Below are 21,146 nucleotides of genomic sequence, written 5' to 3'. Positions count from 1 at the left end.
GCCGCCTGCGAGCGGGCCGTGCTGGCCGGATCCGCGCCGCCCCTGATCGCGCGCGCCGGCCTGATCGGCGGCCCCGGCGACCCCACGAGCCGCTCCTCCCCCAGTCCGGCGCCGCGTCCCGGCATGTGCGCGGCCGCCGCGTCCCGCAGCGTCTCGGCGAGTTCGCGGCGCTCGAAGCCCGCGGCCTCCGCCCGTGCCGTCGAGCGGGCGTTCATGCCGCGCCAGTCGGGGTCCGCGATCCACAGCGGGAGCGAGCCGGGGCCCGCCCACTGGCCGACGCCGCGCTCGAGCAGCCACTCCTCCGGCACGGCGACCGGCTCGGCGGACGATCCGCTCCGCGCCGCGGCGAGGTGCTCGCCGAACGGCACGGGGGTCCCGCAGACGTTCATCACGCCCTCCACCCGCGCCTCGGCGGACGCCACCAGCCAGGCGGCGAGGTCCCGCACGTCGACCACGGACGTCGGCAGCTCGGGCGCATCCGGCACCAGCACGGGGCCGGACCGCGCGCTGAAGCGCCAGGGCCAGTAGGAGGAGCGGCTCGTGGGGTCGCCGGGGCCGCCGATCAGGCCGGCGCGCGCGATCAGGGGCGGCGCGGATCCGGCCAGCACGGCCCGCTCGCAGGCGGCCTTCGCGGCGCCGTACGAGGCGGGGTCGTCGGAGGGAGCGAGCAGCTCGGCGTCCTCGTCCGCACCGACGACCGCGTTCTCGGCGTAGACGCTCGTGGTCGAGACGAGGACGTAGGCGCTGCAGCGCAGGTCGCGGACGGATCGGCGGACGTGCTGCGGGGTCGAGGAGACGTCGATCACCGCGTCCCACGACGCCGCAGCCACGGCGTCGAGGGCGTCGTCGCGGTCGCGGTCGGCCCGGACGAGGGACGCCCCCGCGGGCACGGCCGTCCCGCGCACGAGGCAGGTCACGTCGTGGCCGCGCCGCAGCGCCTCCGCCGCGACATGCCCGCCGAGCCAGCCCGTGCCTCCGAGGATCAGCGTTCTCATCCCCGCATGCTCGCACGGGCCTCCTCGCGCGAAGCCCGCTGAGGTGCCCGAGTTGGTCCCGAGAACGCTGAAACAACTGCATTCCCGGGCGACTCAGCGCAGTGGGCGCCGAGCGAGCGCCTCAAAGACAAGTGCCCCTCCAAGGACCCCCGGACACCCGACCACCCGACCACCCGAGCCCGCCCGCGTCCTCTGTCCGGAATCACGCGGGCGGCTCGGGTGCCCGAGCGGCTCACACGACGACGAAGGCGTCCAGGATCAGCGAGTTGCCCGTGGAGGCGGCGTTGCGCTTGCTGCCGCGGCGGATGGTGATGGTGTGCTCGCCGGCGCTGAGGGTGCTGCTGGTGAACACGGTGCGGGCCGAGCGGTTCGTGGCGCTGTAGCGGTCGACGGAGGCGACGAGCACGCCGTCGATCAGGACCTCGTTGATGCCCGAGGTCGGGGTGATCCGGCTCACCCAGCTGACCTTCGTGCCCCGGAAGCGGAGGGTCGCCGAGGCCGTGGAGGTGCTGGAGTACGAGATGCTGCCGCCGCTGTCGGCGGTGCTCGAGAGCGTCGCCCAGGTGCCGACCGTCGCGATGACGGCGGCTCCGTTCTGGTACGTCCCCGCCGCCGGCAGCGTCGAGGTCGGGGTGGGCGTGGACGTGGCCGTCGGGGTCTCGGTCGGAGTGGGCGTGTCGGTGGGCGTCGGCGTGCTGGTCGGAGACGCCGTCGCGGTGGGGGTGGGCGTCGACGTGGAGACGGTCCCCGCGGTCACGACGAAGGCGTCGAGGATCAGCGTGGATCCGGTGGACGCCGGGTTGCGCGTCGTCCCGCGGCGGATCGTGACCGTGTGGGTGCCGGCGGCGATCGGCCCGCTCGTCCAGACCGTCTGACCCGAGCGGGTCGTGGGGCTGTAGCGGTCGACGGTGGCGACAAGGACGCCGTCGAGCAGCACCTCGTTGATGCCGGAGGTCGCCGTCATCCGGCTCACCCAGCTGACGCCCGTGCCCGAGAAGCGGAAGCTCGCGGACGCTCCGGCCGAGCTGGAGTAGCTGATGCTCCCACCGCTGTCGGCGGAGGAGGAGATCGTGCTCCAGGTGCCCGCCGTCGTGATGAGCGGCGAGGAGTTCTGGTACGTGCCCTCGCCCGGGATCGACGAGGCGGGCTCGTCGGGCAGCGGAACGACCGGCTGCTCCGCGAGCCAGCGGTCGAACGTGTCGAGCATGTCCTTGTTCGTCAGGCTCGGCACGTTGTGGCCGTTCGGAGCGCCCTCGGTCGGCGTGTAGAGGACCACCGCCTCCTTCGCGACGGGCTTCGCGAGCGCGACCCACGCCCCTCCGTGCACGGCGATGGGGACGAGGACGTCCTCGGTCGAGCCGGTCGTGCGGATCCGCGCCCCCGCCCACGAGGCCTGCGGCAGCAGCGCGGGGTCGGTCGCCGGGATCGTCGAGGGGTCGTTGTCGTAGTCCGGCAGGACGCGCCCCGGATCGCGGCGGGCCATGTCGGCCATGTCGTAGACGCCGGCCGCGTGGTACGCGCCGCGGATCTCGGGGACCAGCTTGTTGCCGTACGCCCAGCAGAGCAGTGCGCCACCGCCGGAGTTCGAGCGGAGGAAGCTCGCCCCGATCCGCCACGTCTTCTGGAACCAGGCGACCGCGTCCACCTGCATGGCGACGGCCCGCTTGTTCGTGTAGATGCTGCCGCCGTAGTTCGGGCAGATCGAGATGACGCCCTTGTCGACGGCCTGGTCGGCGCTGTACTGGTAGGCGCCGGACAGGGCCGCGTAGGTGCTCCCGTTGGCGTGGTAGTACCAGTAGACGACCCGGCCGATCCGCTGCGAGGGGACCGCGGTGTGCGGAACGAAGAGCCGCGCGCGGTCGGTGCCGATCATCACGTCGATGATCTGGTACGGCTTCTTCCCCACGCGCGAGATCGCCGTGTCGCTGCGCCCGAGCTCGTTGGGCAGCGGCGGGATCACGCTGTAGTCGGGCGCCGCGGACGCGGTCATCGCGTAGGCGAAGGCGGATCCGACGCCGAGGGCGGCTCCGGTGAGGACGAGACGGCGGCTGTGGCGCGCAGGAGAGGACATGGGATCCCGACGTGGAGAGGGCTGCTCGGTCGGCGGAGCCTGACCGGAAGGTGTGAGGGGGGGTGCTGCGGTCCGGATCGGACCACCGTGGAGGGGGCGCGGTGCGGTCCTTCGGGGGACCGTGCGGGCGGGCAGGCGCGAATGCATCCTCCCGCGTCCGCCGCGCGACCACCAGACCCACTTCAGGGACACCCGCGGCGGCGCTCCCACCTGGCGTCGAGCAGCGGAGCGATCCGGAGAAGGTCCTGGTGAGAGCGCTATCTCGCGCCACTGCTCCGGAGATGCCCGCCAGGGGAGCGGAACCGCATCGTGTCGGTGGCGGAACTCCGGGGTCCCGCGGGGCCGGCACGGATCCAGGCCGCCCTGAGCCCGGCGCGAGGGCCGTGCGCACGTCAACACTCTCGCGGGGGACCCCCGGATAGGTCGCGTTTTCTGGACACCACCTGAGCGCTGGTTCAGCGCTCGCTCTCCCCCTTCTGCGTGCCCACCGGATCGGGGGCCCGTCGTCCGCCGCCCACGTCCCGTCTCAGGGGGACAGGGCGCCTCCGAGCCGCGACCTATCGTGATCCCGCTCCATCCGGAAGGCCCGGCGAGGCGCCCCGGGGGGAGGTCGATCCGTGTCGAACGCGCATGCCCGGCCGAGCCACGACCGCTCGATCGCCCTCGGCCTCGTCCTGCTCCTGCTCGCCGCCGTCCTCGTGGTTCTGCCGGCGACGAGAGCTGCGGCGGCCACGGTCCTGCTCCAGGAGGGCTTCGGCGGCACCAGCGTCGCGGACTCGGCCTGGCAGGCGCTCGACGGGGGCTGCATCACCCGGGCGACGACCGCACCCCCGGCCGGGTCCTCGAACCTCGGCGTCTGCGCCAACCGGACTCAAGCCCCCGTCGCCGCGACGAGTCCGGGCTTCCTCCAGCTCACCGATGCCCGCAACGACGCCAAGGGCGGCGCGGTCTTCAACCGGCCCATTCCTGCCGCGGGCGGCATCGACGTCCAGTTCGACCAGTACCAGTACGGAAGCTCGCTGACCGGGGCCGACGGCATCGGCTTCTTCCTCACCGACGGCTCGAGGTCCCTCACCGCGGCGGGAGCTCCGGGCGGATCGCTCGGCTACGGCCAGTCGGCGACCGTCGACGGGGTGAACGGCGGCTACCTCGGGATCGGAATCGACGCCTTCGGGAACTTCTCGGCCAGGCCCCCCGCCGCGCCTACCCTCGGCCTCGGCTCCGACTGCCCCTCGAACTCCGGGTCGGCGCTCCTCACGGCGAACAAGATCGTGGCGCGCGGACCCGGGCAGGCCAAGAGCGGATACTGCTTCCTCCAGTCGGCCTCGCCTCCCCTGCTGACGTCGGTCCGCACGACGGCCACGACATCGACGGGCGCTCCGCCCGCGTCCTACGGGCGCACGATACGGATCATGGTCTCGGCTGCCGCCACTCCCGTCGTCACGGTCTACTGGGGAGGGACAGCGGGTCTGCCCGCCGGGCAGCTCGATCAGCTGATGCAGTTCACGATGCCGACCGCAGCGCCCTCGACCTACAAGCTCGGCTTCACGGCGTCCACCGGTGGATCGAACGACACCCACCTCGTCCGCAACGTCTCCGTCTCGTCCATCAACACTCTCGACGACATCACTCTGGTCAAGCAGATCGACCGCACCACCACGCAGCCCGTCGCCTACGCCGAGGGATCCGTCATCCCCTACCAGTTCGTCGTCACGAACGGATCTATCCGGGGCACGCTCACCGGGATCGTCGTCACGGACCCGAAGGCCGCGAGCATCTCCTGTCCGACGACGACCCTGCTCCCGCTCGCCTCCACCATCTGCACGGGATCCCATACGGTCACGGCCGCCGAAGCGGTGGCCGGCTCGTTCGTCAACACGGCGACCGCTGCAGCGACGAAGACGGAGACGATCTCGAACGTCGTGACGACGACCCCCGTCACGAGCAGGACCGCCACCGTCACCGCCCCCATCGCCACCCCGGCTCCCGCTCTGACCCTCACCAAGACCGCCCTGCTCACCGACACGAACGGCAACGCCCAGGCCGACGCGGGCGAGCAGATCCGCTACTCCTTCCTCGCCCTCAACTCCGGCACCGTCACTCTGCAGAACGTCGCGGTCACGGACCCGAAGGTCTCCGGCATCACGCCCGCCTCGACTCAGCTCGCACCCGGAGCGAGCGCGACCTTCACCTCGGCGCCGTACACGGTGCTGCAGACCGACATCGACAAGGGCACGGTCGTCACCAACACCGCCACGGTCAGCGGGCGCACGCTGGCCGCCTCGCCCGTGACGGTCACCGCGACCTCCACGGCCACCACGCCGATCCGCTACGCGCCCTCGATCTCGCTGACGAAGAACGGCACGATCCCGACCGGCGCCGCCGTGGGCTCGACCGTCTCCTACAGCTTCACCGCCACCAACACCGGCAACACCGGGCTGAGCGCCGTCGCGGTCACCGACCCCAAGAGCGGTCTCTCCGCGCTCGCCTACTCGTGGCCGGGGACCGCCGGGCGCCTCGAGATCGGCCAGTCGGTCACGGCGACCGCCTCGTACACGCTCACGCAGGCCGACGTCGACGCGGGCCAGGTCCTCAACACCGCCACCGCGACCGGCACCCCTCCGACGGGCGCCGCCGTCACGGCCACCGCCTCGCGGACGGTGACGATCACCCGCACGAACGACCTCGCGCTCACCAAGACCGCGAACCCCGCCTTCATCAGCGCCGCCGGCACCGTGGTGACCTACACCTTCCGCGCGACCAACACCGGCACCACCACCCTCACCGCGGTCGCGATCAGCGACCCCAAGAGCGGGCTCTCCGCTCTCACCTACTCCTGGCCGGGCACTTCCGGACGACTGCTGCCCGGCCAGGTCGTCACCGCGACCGCCGCCTACACGACCACCGCCGCCGACGTCACCGCCGGCACGATCGCCAACACCGCCACGGCGACGGCGACCGGCCCGACCGGCGGGGCCTTCACCCGCACGGCCTCGGTGAGCATCTCGGTGATCCCCGATCCGGCGGCCGACGCCGCGACGGTCGTGCAGGGCGGATCGGTCGTGATCGACGTGCTCGCGAACGACGGGCCCGCCGCGACCGGAGCGACCTTCTCGCGCGCGCAGCTCTCGGCGACCCCGAAGGCGATCGGAGGCGCGGCGACCCCCGCCCCCGCCACTCCCGTGCAGGGGTCCGTCTCCTGCGTCGCGAGCGGAGCGACCCGCGGCCAGTGCACCTACCGCCCGATCGCCGCCTTCGTCGGCACCGACGTCTTCGACTACTCCCTCTCGGGCCAGTACGGCACCTGGAACGTGCGGGTCACGGTCACCGTCACCGCGCTGAACCGCGCGCCGGTCGCCCGACCCGACCGCGTGGTCGCGACCACCGGCGGCCCCGCCGTCACCGTCGCTCCGCTCGCGAACGACACCGACGAGGACCCGGGCACGACCCTCGCCCTGGCCGGCACGAGCGTCCCGGCCGGGCTGCGCGGCACCTTCTCCTGCTCCGGATCCACGTGCACCTACACGCCCGCGACCGACGGCTGGACCGGGAGCGCGACGATCGCGTACACGGTCACGGACGGCGCGCTCACGGCGGGCGGCACGATCACGGTGTGGGTCGATCCCGCTCCCCTCGTCCGGCGCGGCTTCTCCGGCACCGGCAGCACGAGCGGAGCGGTCGGGCTCGGCGCCTGGACCAGCTCCTCCGTGGTCGCCACGCCCGTCGCGAGCTGCACGGCCGGTCGGCCGAGCACCCTCGTGAGCTGGTCGGCCGCCGCCGGAGCGACCGGCTGGACCCTCGAGCGCCGCCTCGCGGGGACGACGCCCGGCCCCTGGACCGTGATCGCGGCACCCGCCGCCTCCGCGACGAGCTTCACCGACGACCGGGTCGGTGAGGGCCGCAGCTACCAGTGGCGGGTCCGCCCGGACCTGCAGCGCTGGCTCGGAGTCGCGTCCGCCGCCTCGACCGCCGTCGCCCAGCCGGCCGTCACCACCGCCGGAGGCTGCTGATGCCTCCCCGCCGACACCCCTCTCGTCCTGCACGTGTCCTCGTGAGGGAGACCACGCCCGCACCGGGCACCACCCACCAGAAAGGAACGGTCGCCATGACCACCACAGCACCCACCCGTCGTCGCAGCCCCTGGAAGAAGATCGCCCTCACCGGCGGCGTCCTCCTCGCCGCGGGAGCCCTCGCCGGCGCCGGCGCCTTCGCCGTGTTCACCGACTCCGGGACCGCCGTCGGCAACGTCGACGCCGGCCAGACCGACATCTCGGTGACCGGAGCGTTCACGGTCGCGAACATCGCGCCCGGCGACACCGTCCAGCGCCCGATCAGCCTCGTGCTGCCGAACGCGACCAACGACGGGGACCTCGTCTCGTCGGTGCGCTTCTACCAGGACGTCACCAACGACGTCGTCGGCACGGACGCCACCGACCCGGGCCGCCAGGGCGCGTCCCTCGTCACCGGCACGAACGGCCTCGACTACCGCCTGCTGACCTGCTCCACCGCCTGGGTCCCCGCCGCCGCTCCCGCGGAGGCCGGCCCCTACACCTGCGCGGGCACGCAGACCGTCACCGGCACCGGCAAGCTCTCGACCATCGGCGGAGTCGCCAACGCGGCGAACTTCACCCCGGCGAACTTCGGCATCACCCCCACCACGACCGGGACCTTCCCCTCGGACGCCGGTGACGTGACGCTGAACACGCTGATCGAGCTCGTCCTGCCGACCGCGGCCGACAACGCGTACGAGAACGCCTCCGCCACGGTCACCTTCACGGCCGCCGCGATCCAGCGCGCCGGCATCCAGAAGTAGACCGTCCCCCACCGCCTCCGTCCTGCCCGGCCGCCACCGGCGCGGGGCGGAGGCATCCCCCTTTCCTCCCGGAGTCGTCCCCATGCCCCACGCCCGTGCGCTCGTCGCCGTCCTCGCGGCGGTGCTCCTCGCGCCCGCGGCGAGCGCCGAGCCCGTCGGCGTGCTCGACGTGCGCGAGCTCTCGGCGCCCGGATCCCTCACCGACCTCGCTCCGGGCGACCGCGCCGAGTGGGCGGTCGAGGTGACCAGCACCGGCCTGTCGCCGCAGGGGGTCTCCGTGGCCTTCGCGGTCGACGGAGGGACGCTGGCGCAGGACCCGCGCGACGGCCTCCAGCTGTCCGTCGAGCTCTGCGACTCGGCGTTCACGGTCGCCGAGGTCGTCGACGGGGAGCGCACGGTCGAGCGCTACCTCTGCCCGGAGGACGCGATGCCGCTCGGATCCGGACCCGCGGCGACGCTCGGCCGGCTCGACGGTGTCCGTCCGCTCGAGCGCGGGGCCACCGTGGGCGTGCGCGTCCGCGTCCTGTTCCCGGAGTCGGCCGGCAACGGGACCGAGCTCGCGGCGGCGTCGCTGCGGGTGCTCGTGGGCACGACGGAGGAGGATCCCTCCGCGACGCCCGGCCCCGGCTCCTTCCCCGGAGCGGCGGGCGGCGGGCTGGCCGTCACCGGCCGCGACCTGGGCGCCGCGCTCCTGGGCGGGATGCTCGCCCTCGGCTCGGGCGTCCTGCTCGCCGCGGCGGCGCGCCGTCGTCACCGGAGGGAGCAGGCGTGAAGGCCCTCCGCGCTCTCCTCGGCGGACTGGTCACGATCGTGGCCGTCGCCGGCATCGCCGTCTTCGTCCTCTCCGCGCTCGGTCTCGTGCGGCTCGTGCCGGTGCTGTCGAACTCGATGGCGCCCGGGATGCCCGTCGGCTCCCTCGCCGTCACCCTGCCCGTCGACCAGGCCGCGATCCGCGCCGGCGACGTGATCGTCTTCACCGACCCGGACGATCCGGGCCGCCGCGTCATCCACCGCGTCACCCTCGTCTACTCCGAGGAGGAGGCTGCGGCCCTCCGCGGCCGCGAGCCCGGCCAGCTGGCGCTCACCACCAAGGGCGACAACAACGAGTCGGCCGACCCGTGGATCGTGACGATCGCGGACGAGCGGATCTGGCGCGAGAGCTCGGTGGTGCCGCTGCTGGGCTGGCCGAGCATCGGCCTCGCCCACCCGGAGGCGCGGTTCGCGCTCTTCGCCGCGGGCGGCGCGGTCATCGTGGGCGCGCTCCTGATCGCCATCTGGCGCCGCCCCGCGGAGGTCGCCCCATGAGCGGCGCGCACCGCTCGTCGGACGGCACGCCGCCCCCAGAGCCCCTGCGTCCGCCCGCTGAGCACGGGCGGCACAGCGCCCGGCCGTCCTCCCGCGACCGCGGAGCCCCGCGCCACTCCCCCGAGGTCCGCCGCCGCGTGGTCTCCCGCGCCGGCCTGGCGGGACTCGTCGCCGGCGCGCTCGTCCTCGGCGCCGCCGCCACCGCCACCGCCGTGCTCCTGGACCGGGGCTCCGTGAGCGCGCGGGTCGCCTCCGGCACCGTCATCGCGACGTTCACCGGCACCGGAGCGACGACCGTGCCGGTCCCCGTCGCGGGCCTCGTCCCCGGTGGCACGGCCCGGCGCCTCCTCGACCTGACGAACGCCGGGACCCTGCCGATGTCGGCCCTCCAACTGCAGACGGCCACCGGCACCGACCTCTCGGACGGCCTGCAGCTCGCGATCGAGCGCTGCTCGCTGTCCTGGTCGGCCGACGCCGCCACCTGCCCCGGCACCGTCACCACCGTGTCGGCCGACCGCCCCGCCGCCTCCCGCCTCGACCTGCCCGGCTCCCCCGCCCTCTCCGTCGGAGCGACCGACCACCTCCGCCTGACCGTGCGCCTCTCGGAGTCCGCGCCGTCCGCCGCGCAGAGCACCTCCGCGACCCTCACCGTCACCGTCGTGGGCCTGCAGCGGCCGGGCCGCCAGCTGTAGGCGCGGCGGGCCCACGCCTCGGCGGCACCACCGCCGCGCCGTCCCCTTCCGCGTCAGCGCCGAGGCGCCCGAGACGGTCGTCGACACGCCGGAGCGGGCGACCGTCTCGGGCGACTCAGCGGGGCCGCGGGTACCTCGGTGGTGCCTCGCTACTCGCGCAGGGCTGCCACGGCGTCGTGGAAGCTCGGCACGTCGGAGAGCACGCCCTCGGGCCCCAGCACCGTCCAGGTCGTGCCCGCGCGGATCAGGACGCCCAGCTCCTCGGCGGGCCGGCGGCGGGTGCGGCGCAGCTCGAGCACGAAGACTCCGGGACGCGCCTCTCTGATCTCGGGAGTGCGCCGGTCGGGCAGCATCACGAGTCCTCCCCGAGGGTCAGCGGTAGACGCTCCACTCCTTCTTCACGATCCGGCGCTCCTCGCCGTCGACCGCGACGATCCACTCGCCGTCCTTCTTGGCCACGACCCGCCCGCGCAGGTACTGCGGCTCCCAGCCGTCGGCCTTGTTGACCCACTTCACGAACCGCGCGAACCGCCCCGGTGCCACGTCGTCTCTGGACATCTCTCGACTCCCCTCGTCGTCACCGGCACGTCCATCGCCCTCCGTCAGGAGAGCACCTCGCCCAGCGCGAGGGGGACCTCTCCTGTGAGGTCTCGAAGCCGGTTCATCGACGGTAGAACGCGCTGCTGGAAGTGGACGAGGCCGTTGACTGATCGACGTTTGTCTGGCAGTGGGGTCAGGATGCGGCAGCGGAATCAGGAGTCGAACAGCACGTGCGGCCGTCCGGCGTCGACGATCACGCGGGCGCGCACCCCGTAGACGTCCGCGATCAGCGCCGGAGTGAGCACCTCCTCCGGGGTGCCGCCCGCGACCACGCGCCCCTCGCGCAGCACCAGCAGCGCGTCGCAGAACAGGGCCGCGAGGTTGAGGTCGTGCAGCGCGACGACCGTGGTCACCGGCAGCGCCCGCACCAGGGCCAGCAGCTCCAGCTGATGGCGGATGTCGAGGTGGTTGGTCGGCTCGTCCAGCAGCAGCTCGCGCGGCTCCTGCGCCAGCGCCCGGGCGATGTGCGCGCGCTGCCGCTCGCCGCCCGAGAGGGTGTGCCAGAGGTGGTCGGCCTTCGCCTCGAGACCCACCTGCTCGAGGGCGCGCTCGATCGCGCGCAGGTCCTCGGCCGTGTCTCCGCCCAGAAGGGAGCGGTGCGGTGTCCGCCCCAGCCGGACGACGTCGCGGACGGGGAGGTCCGCCTCCGTCTCGGCCTGCTGCGTCACCGTGGCCACGGCCCGGGCGACCTCGCGGCGGCGGAGCGAGCGGAGCGGCGCGCCGTCGAGGGTGACGACGCCGGCGTCCGGAGCCGCGGTGCCCTGCAGCAGCCGCAGCAGCGACGACTTGCCCGAGCCGTTGGGCCCGAGCAGTCCCACTGTCGAGCCGGGAGCGGGGCGGAGCGAGACCCCGTCGACCACCAGGCGGCCGCCCCGGCGCCACGAGACCCGGTCGGCCTCGAGCGTCACGAGCGGCCCCTCCGCCGCAGGAGCAGCAGCATGAACACCGGCACGCCGACGAGTGCCGTGCCGACCCCCACCGGCAGCGGAGTCGGCGCGAACGCCACCCGCGATCCGGCGTCGACCCACACCAGGAACACCGCGCCGAGCAGGATCGTCGCGGGGATCACCCGCGAGTGCCGCTGGCCGAACACGAGTCGCGCGGCGTGCGGCAGCACCAGCCCCACGAAGCCGATCGCGCCGGCGATGCTCACCAGGGTCGCCGTCAGCAGGGCCGTCACCACCAGCAGGAGGAGGCGGGTGCGGCCCACGTGCACGCCGAGCGACGCGGCCACGTCCTCCCCGAAGGCGAACGCGTCGAGCGTGCGCGCCGCGGCGAGGCAGACCACGGAGCCGAGCAGCACGACTCCTCCGCTCAGCGCCACGTCGTCCCAGCGCATGCCCTCGAGGGAGCCGAGCAGCCAGAACATCACGCCGCGCGTCTCGTCCGAGTCGGCGAGCGCGAACACGATCAGCGAGGTCAGCGCCGAGAACAGCTGCGTGCTCGCCACCCCCGCCAGGATCACGCCGGAGGTGCCGCCCGCCGAGAACCGCGTGAGCAGCAGCACGAAGCCGAAGGCGACCAGCGCGCCGACGAAGGCGCCTCCGGAGAGCCCGACCACTCCTCCGCCGACCCCGAGCACGCCGACGAGCACCGCGCCCGTCGAAGCTCCGGAGGAGACGCCCAGCACGAACGGGTCGGCGAGCGGATTCCGCAGCAGCGACTGCAGGATCACTCCGCACACGCCGAGCCCCGCCCCGCAAGCCGCGGCCACGAGTGCGCGCGGGAGGCGCTCCTGCCAGACGATCGCGTCCTCGGCCGGGCGCACCGGGACGGAGGCGAGCCCGAGGTGGTTGAGGAGGATGTCGCGGACGTTCACGAGCGAGACGTCGGCCGGGCCGAGCGTCACCGCGACGCCGACCGAGAGCGCCAGCGCGAGCAGCCCGCCGACGACCAGCGCCGCGGCGGCCAGACCGCGCGGCACCCGGCGGACGAGGACCGTGCCCGTGCCCGTGCCCGTGCCCGTGTGCGTGCTCAGAGCGAGGCCCCGTTCTCGTCCCACCAGGCGCGGATCTTCTCGAGCCCGTCGACGAAGCGGATCGACGGGTTCATCTCGGCGCCGTGGAGCGCGATGAAGCGGCCGTCCTGCACCGCGGGCAGGCTGCTGGTCAGCGGGTCGGAGCGGAGGAACGCGGTCTTGTCGTCGAGGCGGTCGCCGGGGAAGCGGTCGCGCTGCAGGTCGCCGAGGACCAGGACGTCCGGGTCGGCCGCGACGACGCTCTCCCAGCCCACGGCGGGCCAGTCCTCCGTGCGGTCGGCGAAGACGTTGGTCATGCCGGTCGTGGTGCCGAGCATCGAGGCGAAGTTGTAGCCGCCGGCCATGTAGGGCGTCTTGGTGTCGGCGAACCAGAAGGCGACGCTCCGGCCGCCGAGGTCGACCCCCTCGGTGGCGGCGGCGGCGCGCTCCTGCAGCTGCGCGACCAGGGCGTCGCCGCGCTGCTGCACGTCGAAGACCTCGGCCAGCTCGTGGATCTCCTGGTAGAGGACGTCGACGGTCAGCGGGACGGTGCGCGTGCCGCTCCCGCCGTTGACGCTCGCTCCGTTGTCGCAGTCGGAGGGGGCGAGGTAGGAGCCGATCCCCGTCTCGGCGAGGCGGTCGCGCGAGGCGACGCCCTCGGGGGCGTAGTGGCGGCCGAAGGAGGCGGTGACGAAGTCCGGGTCGGCACCGAGCAGCACCTCGTAGGTGGGCGCGTTGTCGGCCAGGCGCGGCACGCTCTCGTTCGCGGAGGCGAGGGTCTCGAGCACGGGGTCGGTCCAGGAGGCCGTGCCGACCATCCGGTCCTCGAGGCCGAGGGACAGCAGGATCTCGGTCGAGTTCTGGTCGAGGGAGACGACCCGCTGCGGAGGGGCGGTGACGGTGGTCGCGGCGCCGCAGTTGTCCAGCATGAGCGGGTACGAAGTCGTGCCCTCCCCCGCGGCGGCCGTGCTCTCGGGCTCGATCTGCTCGGAGGCGCCGCAGCCGGTGAGGGCGAGCAGGGTCAGGGCGGCGAGGGCGAGGGCGGCGGGGCGCCGTCGGTGCGTGGACATGGATCTCCCGTGGTTCGTGGGCGTCGGTCGTCGGCCCGGTTCATGGGCCCGGTTCATGGGCCCGGTTCATGGGTCCGGTTCGCAGGCAGGGCTCGTCGGCCCGGTCCGTCGGCGGGGGGCACCCGCGTCTCGGCGCGGAGCCCGGGTAAGCATAGCCTTACCTCACCTAAGCCCGTCCATCCGCGCCAGTCGATCCGCGCCACCCGCCTTCGATCCACCCTCGGTCCCGCCCGCCGGCGACTCCGCAGGAGTCGCCGTGGTCGCGCGCGAGAACGGCGACCTCCGAGTTCTCGATGCACTTAGAAGGCCCGGAACAGCCGAGTAAGCGGACACCTGTCGCGCACCTCGCCTCCGCAGCCCCCAACCAGGTGGACAGCACCCCGGTCACGGTTCCCCTAGGGGCGGGAGAGCGCGATCCTGGACACCGACGCTCGACGGCGCCCGCCCCACCGCCCTCCGACCGTCACAAAAGGATCCTGTTGCCCCGCCACTCCGCCCGCACCGCCCCCTCCGGCCGGTCCGCGCTGGTGCGCAAGGCCGATGCGTCCGGCTACCGGCCCGAGATCGAGGGACTGCGCGCCGTCGCGTCCCTCCTGGTCGCGACGTTCCACATCTGGCTGGGCCGCGTCTCCGGAGGCGTCGACGTCTTCTTCGTGATCGCCGGGTTCCTCACTACCCTCACCCTCCTCGGCCAGATCCGCCGGTTCGGGCGCGTGCGTCCGATCGCCTTCCTCCGGAGGCTCGCCTCGCGGCTCTTCCCGGCGGCCGCGGTGGTGCTGGTCGTCGTCGCGGCGCTCGCTCCACTCCTCCTGCGCCCCTCGCAGCTGCTGCAGACCTTCACCGAGGTGCTCGCCTCGACCTTCTACGTCGAGAACGTCGCGCTCGCGCGGGCCGGAGTGGACTACCTCGCGCAGGACGACTTCCACTCGCCGGTGCAGAACTTCTGGGCGATGTCGGTGCAGGGGCAGTTCTACCTGGTCTGGCTCGCCCTGGTGCTCGTCGCGACCCTCGCCGCCGTGCTGCTGCGGCGCCGCGCGCAGCTGCCGCGGTTCCTGCTGGCGCTCGTCGCGGCGCTCACCGTCCTCTCGTTCGCGTTCTCGGTCGTGCTGGTCGGGATCGACCAGCCGACCGCGTACTACAGCACCCTCGCCCGCTCGTGGGAGTTCGGACTCGGCTCGCTCGCGGCCCTCGTGCTCCCGGGACTGGCGATCCCGGCGGCCCTGCGGACGGTCGCCGGGTGGCTGGGGCTGATCGGAGTCGTCTCCTGCGGATTCGCGCTCCACGTCTCAAGCGCGTTCCCCGGCACCGCCGCGCTCTGGCCGACCCTCTCGGCGGTGCTCGTGCTCGTCGCCGGGACCGGCCCCGCCCCGGAGCGCGGAGTCGGCCGGCTGCTGGCCCTGCGCCCGCTCGTGTGGCTGGGCGGCCTGAGCTACGGGATCTACCTCTGGCACTGGCCGATCCTGGTCTTCTGGCGGGAGAGCACCGGCGAGGACCCGACCGCTCCGGCGGGCCTGGGCGTCATCGCCGCCGCGATCCTCCTGGCCGCCGCCTCGAAGCACGTGCTCGAGGACCCCCTCCACCGCCGCGCCCCCGCCGAGCGCCCGCACCGCCTCCGCGCGCTCGCCCCGGCGGCCCTGCTGGCCGTCGCCGCCCTGGTCGGAGCGACGGGCCTCACCGGCACGAACGCCGCGATCGCCGCCGACCTCACCCGCGCGCACGCCCTCCCCGTCTCGACCGAGGGCTGCGTCGGAGCCGCGGCGCTCGCGAACGCCTGCCCCGACTCCTGGACCACGAGCCTGCCCGCCGTCGACGCCTCGGAGGACGGCTCCGCGCTGAACACCGACGAGTGCAGCACGGGCAACTCCGGCACCGCGCTCAAGGAGTGCCGCTTCGGCGATCCCGCCGGCCTCCGTGTGCTGCTCATCGGCAACTCGCATGCGGCGTCCTTCTTCCCGGCGCTGCGCGGCGTCGCGGAGGAGCGCGGCTGGGACCTGCACACCTACTACAAGACGGGCTGCGTCTTCTCGACCGCGGAGCGGCGCGACGACTCCGCCTCCTCCCGCCGCTCCTGCGACGTCTGGAACGAGAAGCTGCAGGAGGAGCTCGCCGGCCAGGAGCCGTATGCGCTCGTCGTCACCGCCTACTCCGCGAAGAAGTCCGTGTTCGTCGACGCGTCCGGCACCCCCGACGAGCAGGCCGGCATCGACGGGTTCCACGAGTCGTGGGCGCCGCTGATCGCCCGCGGATCCACGGTGGTCGCGATCCGCGACAATCCGGTGCTGCCCTCGCTCTCCCTGCTGGCCTGCGCCGAGGAGCCGGGCTCCGCGGCCGACTGCAGCGTGCCGCTCGACGAGGCCTTCGCCGACCGCGAGCTGATGGCCGCCGCCGCCGAGGGCTGGCCGGGCGCCGCCGCCGTCGACCTCACCCGCTGGTTCTGCGACGACCGCGGCTGCCCCCTCGTGATCGGCGGAGTGAAGGTGTACCGCGACCTCGGGCACCTCACCGAGTCGTACGCCCGGACCCTGGCGCCCTACCTCGGCGAGGCGCTGGACCCGCTGGTCGGCTGAGGGCCCTCGCGCTCGCCTCCGGACGCATGCAAGACTGTTTATACGAACAGGGGATCGGAGGAGCCGATGGGCCACTCTCACGGCGTTCCAATCGGCTCCGCCGCCGCACGGCACCGGCGTCCGCTCGTGACCGCCTTCGTGCTGACCGCGGCGTTCATGGTCGTCGAGTTCGCGGTCGGAGTCGCGACGGGCTCGCTCGCGCTGCTCTCGGACGCCGCGCACATGGGCACCGATGTGCTGGCGCTCGGGATGTCGATCGCCGCGATCTCGCTCGCCGCCCGCCCCGCCGCGAAGGGCCGCACCTACGGCTCCTACCGCCTCGAAGTGCTGGCCGCCCTCGCCAACGGCCTGCTCCTGTTCGCGGTCGCCGCGTTCGTGATCGTCGAGGCCGTCCGCCGCTTCGCCGAGCCGCCCGCGGTGCCCGGCGGCCCCCTCCTGATCACCGCCGTCGTGGGCCTGGCGGTCAACCTCGTGAGCCTGCGCCTGCTGTCGGCCGGGGCGAAGGAGAGCATCACCCTCCGCGGAGCGTCCCTCGAGGTGCTCGGCGACGCACTCGGATCGATCGGCGTGATCGTCGCGGCGATCGTGCTGCTCACCACCGGCTGGGCGTGGGCGGATCCGATCGTCGGCGTGCTGATCGGGCTGCTGATCCTTCCCCGCACCTGGTCGCTCACGCGGCAGGCGCTGGGGATCCTCATGGAGTCGGCGCCCGCGCACGTCGACCTCGCGGCACTCGAGCGCGACGTCTGCGCCGTCCCCGGCGTGCTGGCGCTGCACGACCTGCACGTGTGGACGATCACCTCGGGCATGGAGAGCGCCACCGGCCACGTGGTCGTCGCCCCCGACGCCGACTACCGCACCGCGCTCTCGCGGGTGCTCGCCGTCCTCCGCGAGCGCCACGGCATCGACCACGCGACCATCCAGTGCGAGCCCGAGGCCTTCCCGGAGACGACGCACCGCGTCTGAGCGCGGCGGTGGCGTGGCGCGCGGCCGCACGCCTCCGCATGCCCACGACCCTCCAAGAGTCGTCGCACTCGGCGTCGACTGCGACGACTCCCGGCTCCTCGACCCTGCGGGCCTCGCCCGCCCCTGAGCACCTTCCGATTGTTGACGTGAACATGTACAGTCGGCCGTCAGGGCGCGTTCACGTGAACATGCCCGCATTTCGATGGCGAAAGAGAGACCGCATCAATGTCGATGTCCTTCAGAAGGGTCGCCGCGCTCGCCACGAGCGCCGCCCTGGCCACAGGAGCACTGCTGGCGATCCCCGCCGCAGCGGCCCCCGCTCAGGCCGCGGACGCGTTCCGCATCACGCCGAACCCTGCCGCCGCCGGTGAGGCGTTCGAGGGCTGGGGCACCAGCCTCGTCTGGTTCGCGAACGCGACCGGCGGCTATCCCGAGGCCCTCCGCGAGGACCTCTACCAGAAGGTCTTCGGCGACAGCGGCCTCGACCTCAACATCGCCCGCTACAACATCGGCGGCGGCAACGCCTCCGACGTGAAGGACTACCTCCGCCCGGGCGGTGCCGTCGAGGGCTGGTGGAAGCAGAACCCGGCCGGCGACGCGTCGACCTACGGCGGCACCTCCACGAAGCTCGCCGACCGCGACGCGCTCCTGGCCAAGTGGAACGCGGACGACCCCGCCTCCTACGACTGGACCGCCGACGAGACGCAGCGCTGGTGGGTCGAGAGGCTGGCCGAGGAGAAGCAGATCTCGCACTGGGAGGCGTTCTCCAACTCCGCCCCGTACTTCATGACCGAGAGCGGCTACGTCTCGGGCGGCTTCGACGCGAACAGCGAGCAGCTGAAGCCCGCCGCCGAGGAGCAGTTCGCGAAGTACCTCGTGAAGGTCACCGAGCACATGGAGGACGAGTACGGCATCGAGTTCGACACGCTCGACCCCTTCAACGAGCCGAACACGAACTACTGGGGCACGCAGCTCTCCAACGGCGTCCCGACCGGCGGACGCCAGGAGGGAATGCACGTCGGACCGACGCGCCAAGCGGGTCTGATCCCCGACGTCGCTGGCGCACTGGACGCCTCGACCACCGACGCCGGCATCGCCGCGATGGACGAGACCAACCCCGACATCTTCGCGACGAACTGGGCCGCCTACTCCGCCGCGATCCGCGCCGAGGTCGACCGGATGAACGTCCACACCTACGGCACCTCGGGCCGCCTCAAGGTCCGCGACCTCGCGAAGCAGGCCGACACCGACCTGTGGATGAGCGAGATCGAGGGCAACTGGGTCACCGGCTTCGACCCCACCAACATGGAGAACGGCCTCGGCATCGCCGGCCGCATCAACGACGACCTGCGCGAGCTCGAGCCGAAGGCGTGGGTGCTCTGGCAGCCCGTCGAGGACTACTACAACATGCAGCAGCCCAAGCCCAAGGGCGAGAACCTCAACTGGGGCTCCGTCTACATCGACCTGGACTGCAAGCCGTACCAGGAGAACGGGACCGAGGTCTGGAAGTCGGCCCGACGCGTCGCCGACGCCGGTGGCGACTCCACCAAGGCCCCGGTCTGCGGCGTCGAGACGAACTCGAAGTTCAACACCATCCGGAACTTCACCAAGTTCATCCACGAGGGCGACCACCTGATGCCCTCCAACGACAGCTCCTCCACCGCCGCCGTCCGCGGCGACGGCTCGGGCGCGACCGTCGTGCACACCAACAGCACCGCGACCGAGAAGACCGTCGTGCTCGACCTCTCCCGCTTCGGCACCATCACCGACACCGCGACGGTCACCCCGTACGTCACCACGAAGGCCTCCTCGGCCGCCGCTCCCACGAGCAACGCCCTGGTCGCCAAGACGCCGGTGAGCGTCGACCGCATCTCGCGCACCGCCACGATCACCGTGCCCGCCAAGTCGGTCACGAGCTTCTCGATCGACGGAGTCTCGGGAGTCGCCGACTCCGCCCCCGCCCTGCGCGACGGCCACCGCTACCAGCTGGTCGGCACCCAGAGCGGCAAGGCCCTGACCGGCAACCCCTCGGGCGCCGCGACCACGATCACCGGCCTCGCCACCGACTCCGCCGCGGCCGCCAAGCAGACCTGGACGGTCCGCGAGGTCGCCGCCGGCGAGCGCGAGGCCACCCGCCGCGTCGTCCTCGTCAACGGCGACGGACGCGTGCTCGGAGCCACGACCGCCGGCACCGACCTGCGCTCGCTGTCCGTCGACGCGGCGAAGACGACCGCCGCGACCCGCTGGATCGTCAACACCACCGACGGCGTGAACTTCTCGCTCGTCAACGAGTCCATCGCCCAGTCGCTCGACGTGAACGGCGGCTCCAGCGCCGACAACGCGTCGGTCGGCGTCTACACCTCCAACGGCGGAGCGAACCAGTCGTGGTCCCTCCGCGACCTCGCCCCGACCGCCGGCCAGACGATCGCCGTCCGCACCACCGCGGGCGTCGCTCCGACCCTGCCCGCGAGCATCACCCCGCAGTACTCCTGGGGAGCCGGCGCACCGCTCGCCGTCACCTGGCAGCGCCCCGCCGACTCGGCGTACGGCGCGACCGGGCGCGTCGAGGTGCCCGGCACCGCGACCGACCTCTACGGCCAGACGATCACGGTCACCGCGCTCGTCGACGTCGGCGGACTGACCGCGACCGACCCCGTGTCGGTCACGGCCGCCGCGGGCGCCTCGGTCGCCGGAGTGAAGGCCTCGGCCCCGACGACGGTCCCCGCCCGCGTGGGCGCCTCGGCCAGCACCTTCCCGGTGCCGGTCGTCTGGGACTGGACGCCGCTCACCACCGCCTCCCTCGCCCAGACCGGGCAGGTGACGGTCTCGGGAACGGCGACCGCCGACGGCGCTACGCTCCCCGCCACGCTCACGGTGCTCGTCACCACGGGCACGCTCCGCAACTTCAACCCGGACGCCGGCATCGTCGCGACCGCGTCGTCGTCGGAGTCGGGCTACGGACCGGAGCGCACCCGCAACGGCGTGGACGGCGACAAGGGCTGGTCGAACTGGACCAACGGCACCAAGGCCGCGCAGAGCTCGCTGACCTACACCTTCCCCTCGACCCACCAGGTCGAGAAGGTGTCGGTGCAGTTCCTGGCCGACGGCGGCACCAGCTGGGCGCAGACCTACCAGCTGCAGTACCAGGCCGCTGACAGCACGACCTGGACCGCGGTCCCCGGCTACGAGTCGGCCGTGGCCCTCGCGTCGCCGGCCGGCGGAACGGCTCCGACCCTGGTCGCGTCGTTCGCGCCTGTCACGGCCAAGGCCTTCCGCGTCGTGATGAACGCCTACGACAACACGCACCTGATCGTGGCCGAGACCAAGCTCTACGAGTCGGTCGCCTCGCCCGCCGCGGTCGCCACCCTGGGCGCCCTGCGCGTCGGAGGAGCCGGCATCGCCGGGTTCGACCCGGCCCGCACCTCCTACGCGGTCACCGTCGAGGGCACGGCGATGCCGGTGATCGGAGCAGTGGCGACCGACTCGGCGGCCACCGTGCGGATCACCCAGCCGACGACGGCGAACGGCGGAGTCGCGACCATCGCGGTCCGCGCGGCCGACGGCTCCGTCACCTCGACCACGACGGTGACGGTGACCCTGAAGGCGCCCGCCGCCCTCGCGGTCGCGGTCACGGCGACCACCCGCTGCATCGCCGGCAAGGTGACGCTCACCGTCGCGGCGAAGAACGAGTCCGGCGTGCCGGTCTCGATGACCATCGCGACGCCCTCCGGGTCGAAGCAGGTCACCGGAGTCGCGCCCGGCGCGAGCGGCAGCGCCGCGTTCACCACGCGCGCGGCCTCGGTGCCGGCCGGCCAGGCCACCGTCACCGCGACGGGCACGGTCGACGGCAAGCAGGTCACCTCGGTGGCGACGGGAGCGTACGCGGCCCGCAGCTGCTGACGCCCCCTCCGACACGGACCGCCTCCGCCCCTCCGGGGACGGGGGCGGTCCGTCGTTCGCCGTCGGAGCGGCGCGGCGCGGGCGGCGCGTCGTGGGATCCCGATACGCCCGCGGCGCGGGCTACTCGATCAGCGTGGATCCGTGCCGGTCGGGCAGCCGCACACCTCCGCGCCGGTGGAGCGACCGCGCACCTCTATGCCGGTCGAGCGG

15 protein-coding genes are annotated in these 21,146 nt (G+C 73.3%); 8 read left to right on the top strand and 7 right to left on the bottom strand.

The window, feature by feature from the left end:
• Positions 1–995 (bottom strand): NAD-dependent epimerase/dehydratase family protein (locus C5C54_RS14090; RefSeq protein WP_104288619.1); only part of this gene is annotated, 995 nt, incomplete at its 3' end.
• A 232-nt stretch (positions 996–1,227) separates the two neighbouring features.
• Complete coding sequence (locus C5C54_RS18030; protein WP_181027253.1) at positions 1,228–3,066, bottom strand: hypothetical protein; 1,839 nt, start codon at positions 3,064–3,066, stop codon at positions 1,228–1,230.
• Between the two features lie 617 nt (positions 3,067–3,683).
• Between C5C54_RS18030 and C5C54_RS14080 the strand changes: the two genes are divergently transcribed.
• From C5C54_RS14080 to C5C54_RS14060, 5 genes are all read left to right on the top strand, one after another.
• Entirely contained in the window at positions 3,684–7,076 is a 3,393-nt protein-coding gene (locus C5C54_RS14080; RefSeq protein WP_104288618.1) for an Ig-like domain-containing protein, read from the top strand.
• A 95-nt stretch (positions 7,077–7,171) separates the two neighbouring features.
• Positions 7,172–7,879, top strand: a complete 708-nt coding sequence (locus C5C54_RS14075; protein ID WP_104288617.1) for a TasA family protein — start codon at positions 7,172–7,174, stop codon at positions 7,877–7,879.
• A gap of 82 nt (positions 7,880–7,961) precedes the next feature.
• Complete coding sequence (locus C5C54_RS14070; protein ID WP_104288616.1) at positions 7,962–8,651, top strand: sortase; 690 nt, start codon at positions 7,962–7,964, stop codon at positions 8,649–8,651.
• Entirely contained in the window at positions 8,648–9,184 is a 537-nt protein-coding gene (locus C5C54_RS14065; RefSeq protein ID WP_104223395.1) for a signal peptidase I, read from the top strand. Before C5C54_RS14070 ends, C5C54_RS14065 begins: the two co-directional genes overlap by 4 nt.
• Positions 9,181–9,876, top strand: a complete 696-nt coding sequence (locus tag C5C54_RS14060; RefSeq protein ID WP_104308468.1) for a peptidase — start codon at positions 9,181–9,183, stop codon at positions 9,874–9,876. The genes C5C54_RS14065 and C5C54_RS14060 overlap by 4 nt, the downstream gene beginning before the upstream one ends.
• A 149-nt stretch (positions 9,877–10,025) precedes the next feature.
• Here the strand turns inward: C5C54_RS14060 and C5C54_RS14055 are convergent, their stop codons facing one another.
• The 5 genes from C5C54_RS14055 to C5C54_RS14035 all read right to left on the bottom strand — a co-directional run bounded on the left by C5C54_RS14055 (position 10,026) and on the right by C5C54_RS14035 (position 13,503).
• Complete coding sequence (locus C5C54_RS14055; RefSeq protein WP_104226362.1) at positions 10,026–10,229, bottom strand: hypothetical protein; 204 nt, start codon at positions 10,227–10,229, stop codon at positions 10,026–10,028.
• 19 nt (positions 10,230–10,248) lie between these two features.
• Positions 10,249–10,434, bottom strand: a complete 186-nt coding sequence (locus tag C5C54_RS14050) for a hypothetical protein (protein WP_104223398.1) — start codon at positions 10,432–10,434, stop codon at positions 10,249–10,251.
• Between the two features lie 194 nt (positions 10,435–10,628).
• Complete coding sequence (locus C5C54_RS14045) at positions 10,629–11,384, bottom strand: ABC transporter ATP-binding protein (RefSeq protein ID WP_104226361.1); 756 nt, start codon at positions 11,382–11,384, stop codon at positions 10,629–10,631.
• Positions 11,381–12,478 carry a FecCD family ABC transporter permease gene (locus tag C5C54_RS14040; RefSeq protein WP_374953289.1) on the bottom strand — a complete coding sequence of 366 codons (1,098 nt, stop codon included), beginning with the start codon at positions 12,476–12,478 and terminating at the stop codon, positions 11,381–11,383. The genes C5C54_RS14045 and C5C54_RS14040 overlap by 4 nt, the downstream gene beginning before the upstream one ends.
• Positions 12,451–13,503, bottom strand: coding sequence for an ABC transporter substrate-binding protein (locus C5C54_RS14035; protein ID WP_104288614.1), 1,053 nt, complete (start codon positions 13,501–13,503; stop codon positions 12,451–12,453). Before C5C54_RS14035 ends, C5C54_RS14040 begins: the two co-directional genes overlap by 28 nt.
• A 479-nt stretch (positions 13,504–13,982) precedes the next feature.
• Here C5C54_RS14035 and C5C54_RS14030 point away from each other — a divergent pair, with 479 nt between their 5' ends.
• The 3 genes from C5C54_RS14030 (at position 13,983) to C5C54_RS14020 (ending at position 20,936) form a co-directional block, all read left to right on the top strand.
• Complete coding sequence (locus C5C54_RS14030; RefSeq protein ID WP_181127902.1) at positions 13,983–16,070, top strand: acyltransferase family protein; 2,088 nt, start codon at positions 13,983–13,985, stop codon at positions 16,068–16,070.
• Positions 16,071–16,136: 66 nt separating this feature from the next.
• A complete protein-coding gene (locus C5C54_RS14025; protein ID WP_104260826.1) occupies positions 16,137–17,036 on the top strand; it encodes a cation diffusion facilitator family transporter in 900 nt (299 codons plus the stop codon).
• A 231-nt stretch (positions 17,037–17,267) separates the two neighbouring features.
• Positions 17,268–20,936, top strand: a complete 3,669-nt coding sequence (locus tag C5C54_RS14020) for a glycoside hydrolase (protein WP_181127901.1) — start codon at positions 17,268–17,270, stop codon at positions 20,934–20,936.
• Positions 20,937–21,146: the final 210 nt, after the last annotated feature.

The sequence above is a fragment of the Rathayibacter sp. AY1F2 genome, from assembly GCF_002930885.1.
Taxonomy (GTDB): Bacteria; Actinomycetota; Actinomycetes; order Actinomycetales; family Microbacteriaceae; genus Rathayibacter.
The sequence above is the reverse complement of the archived record's forward strand: the minus strand, read 5'-3'. Positions and strand labels throughout refer to the sequence as shown.

What these genes read in the sequence shown, in the direction of transcription:
- C5C54_RS14020 (WP_181127901.1), top strand. Translation starts at nt 17,268, where the DNA reads ATGTCCTTCAGAAGGGTCGCCGCGCTCGCCACGAGCGCCGCCCTGGCC.
- C5C54_RS18030 (WP_181027253.1), bottom strand. Translation starts at nt 3,066, where the DNA reads ATGTCCTCTCCTGCGCGCCACAGCCGCCGTCTCGTCCTCACCGGAGCC.
- C5C54_RS14025 (WP_104260826.1), top strand. Translation starts at nt 16,137, where the DNA reads ATGGGCCACTCTCACGGCGTTCCAATCGGCTCCGCCGCCGCACGGCAC.
- C5C54_RS14055 (WP_104226362.1), bottom strand. Translation starts at nt 10,229, where the DNA reads ATGCTGCCCGACCGGCGCACTCCCGAGATCAGAGAGGCGCGTCCCGGA.
- C5C54_RS14060 (WP_104308468.1), top strand. Translation starts at nt 9,181, where the DNA reads ATGAGCGGCGCGCACCGCTCGTCGGACGGCACGCCGCCCCCAGAGCCC.
- C5C54_RS14050 (WP_104223398.1), bottom strand. Translation starts at nt 10,434, where the DNA reads ATGTCCAGAGACGACGTGGCACCGGGGCGGTTCGCGCGGTTCGTGAAG.
- C5C54_RS14070 (WP_104288616.1), top strand. Translation starts at nt 7,962, where the DNA reads ATGCCCCACGCCCGTGCGCTCGTCGCCGTCCTCGCGGCGGTGCTCCTC.
- C5C54_RS14035 (WP_104288614.1), bottom strand. Translation starts at nt 13,503, where the DNA reads ATGTCCACGCACCGACGGCGCCCCGCCGCCCTCGCCCTCGCCGCCCTG.
- C5C54_RS14075 (WP_104288617.1), top strand. Translation starts at nt 7,172, where the DNA reads ATGACCACCACAGCACCCACCCGTCGTCGCAGCCCCTGGAAGAAGATC.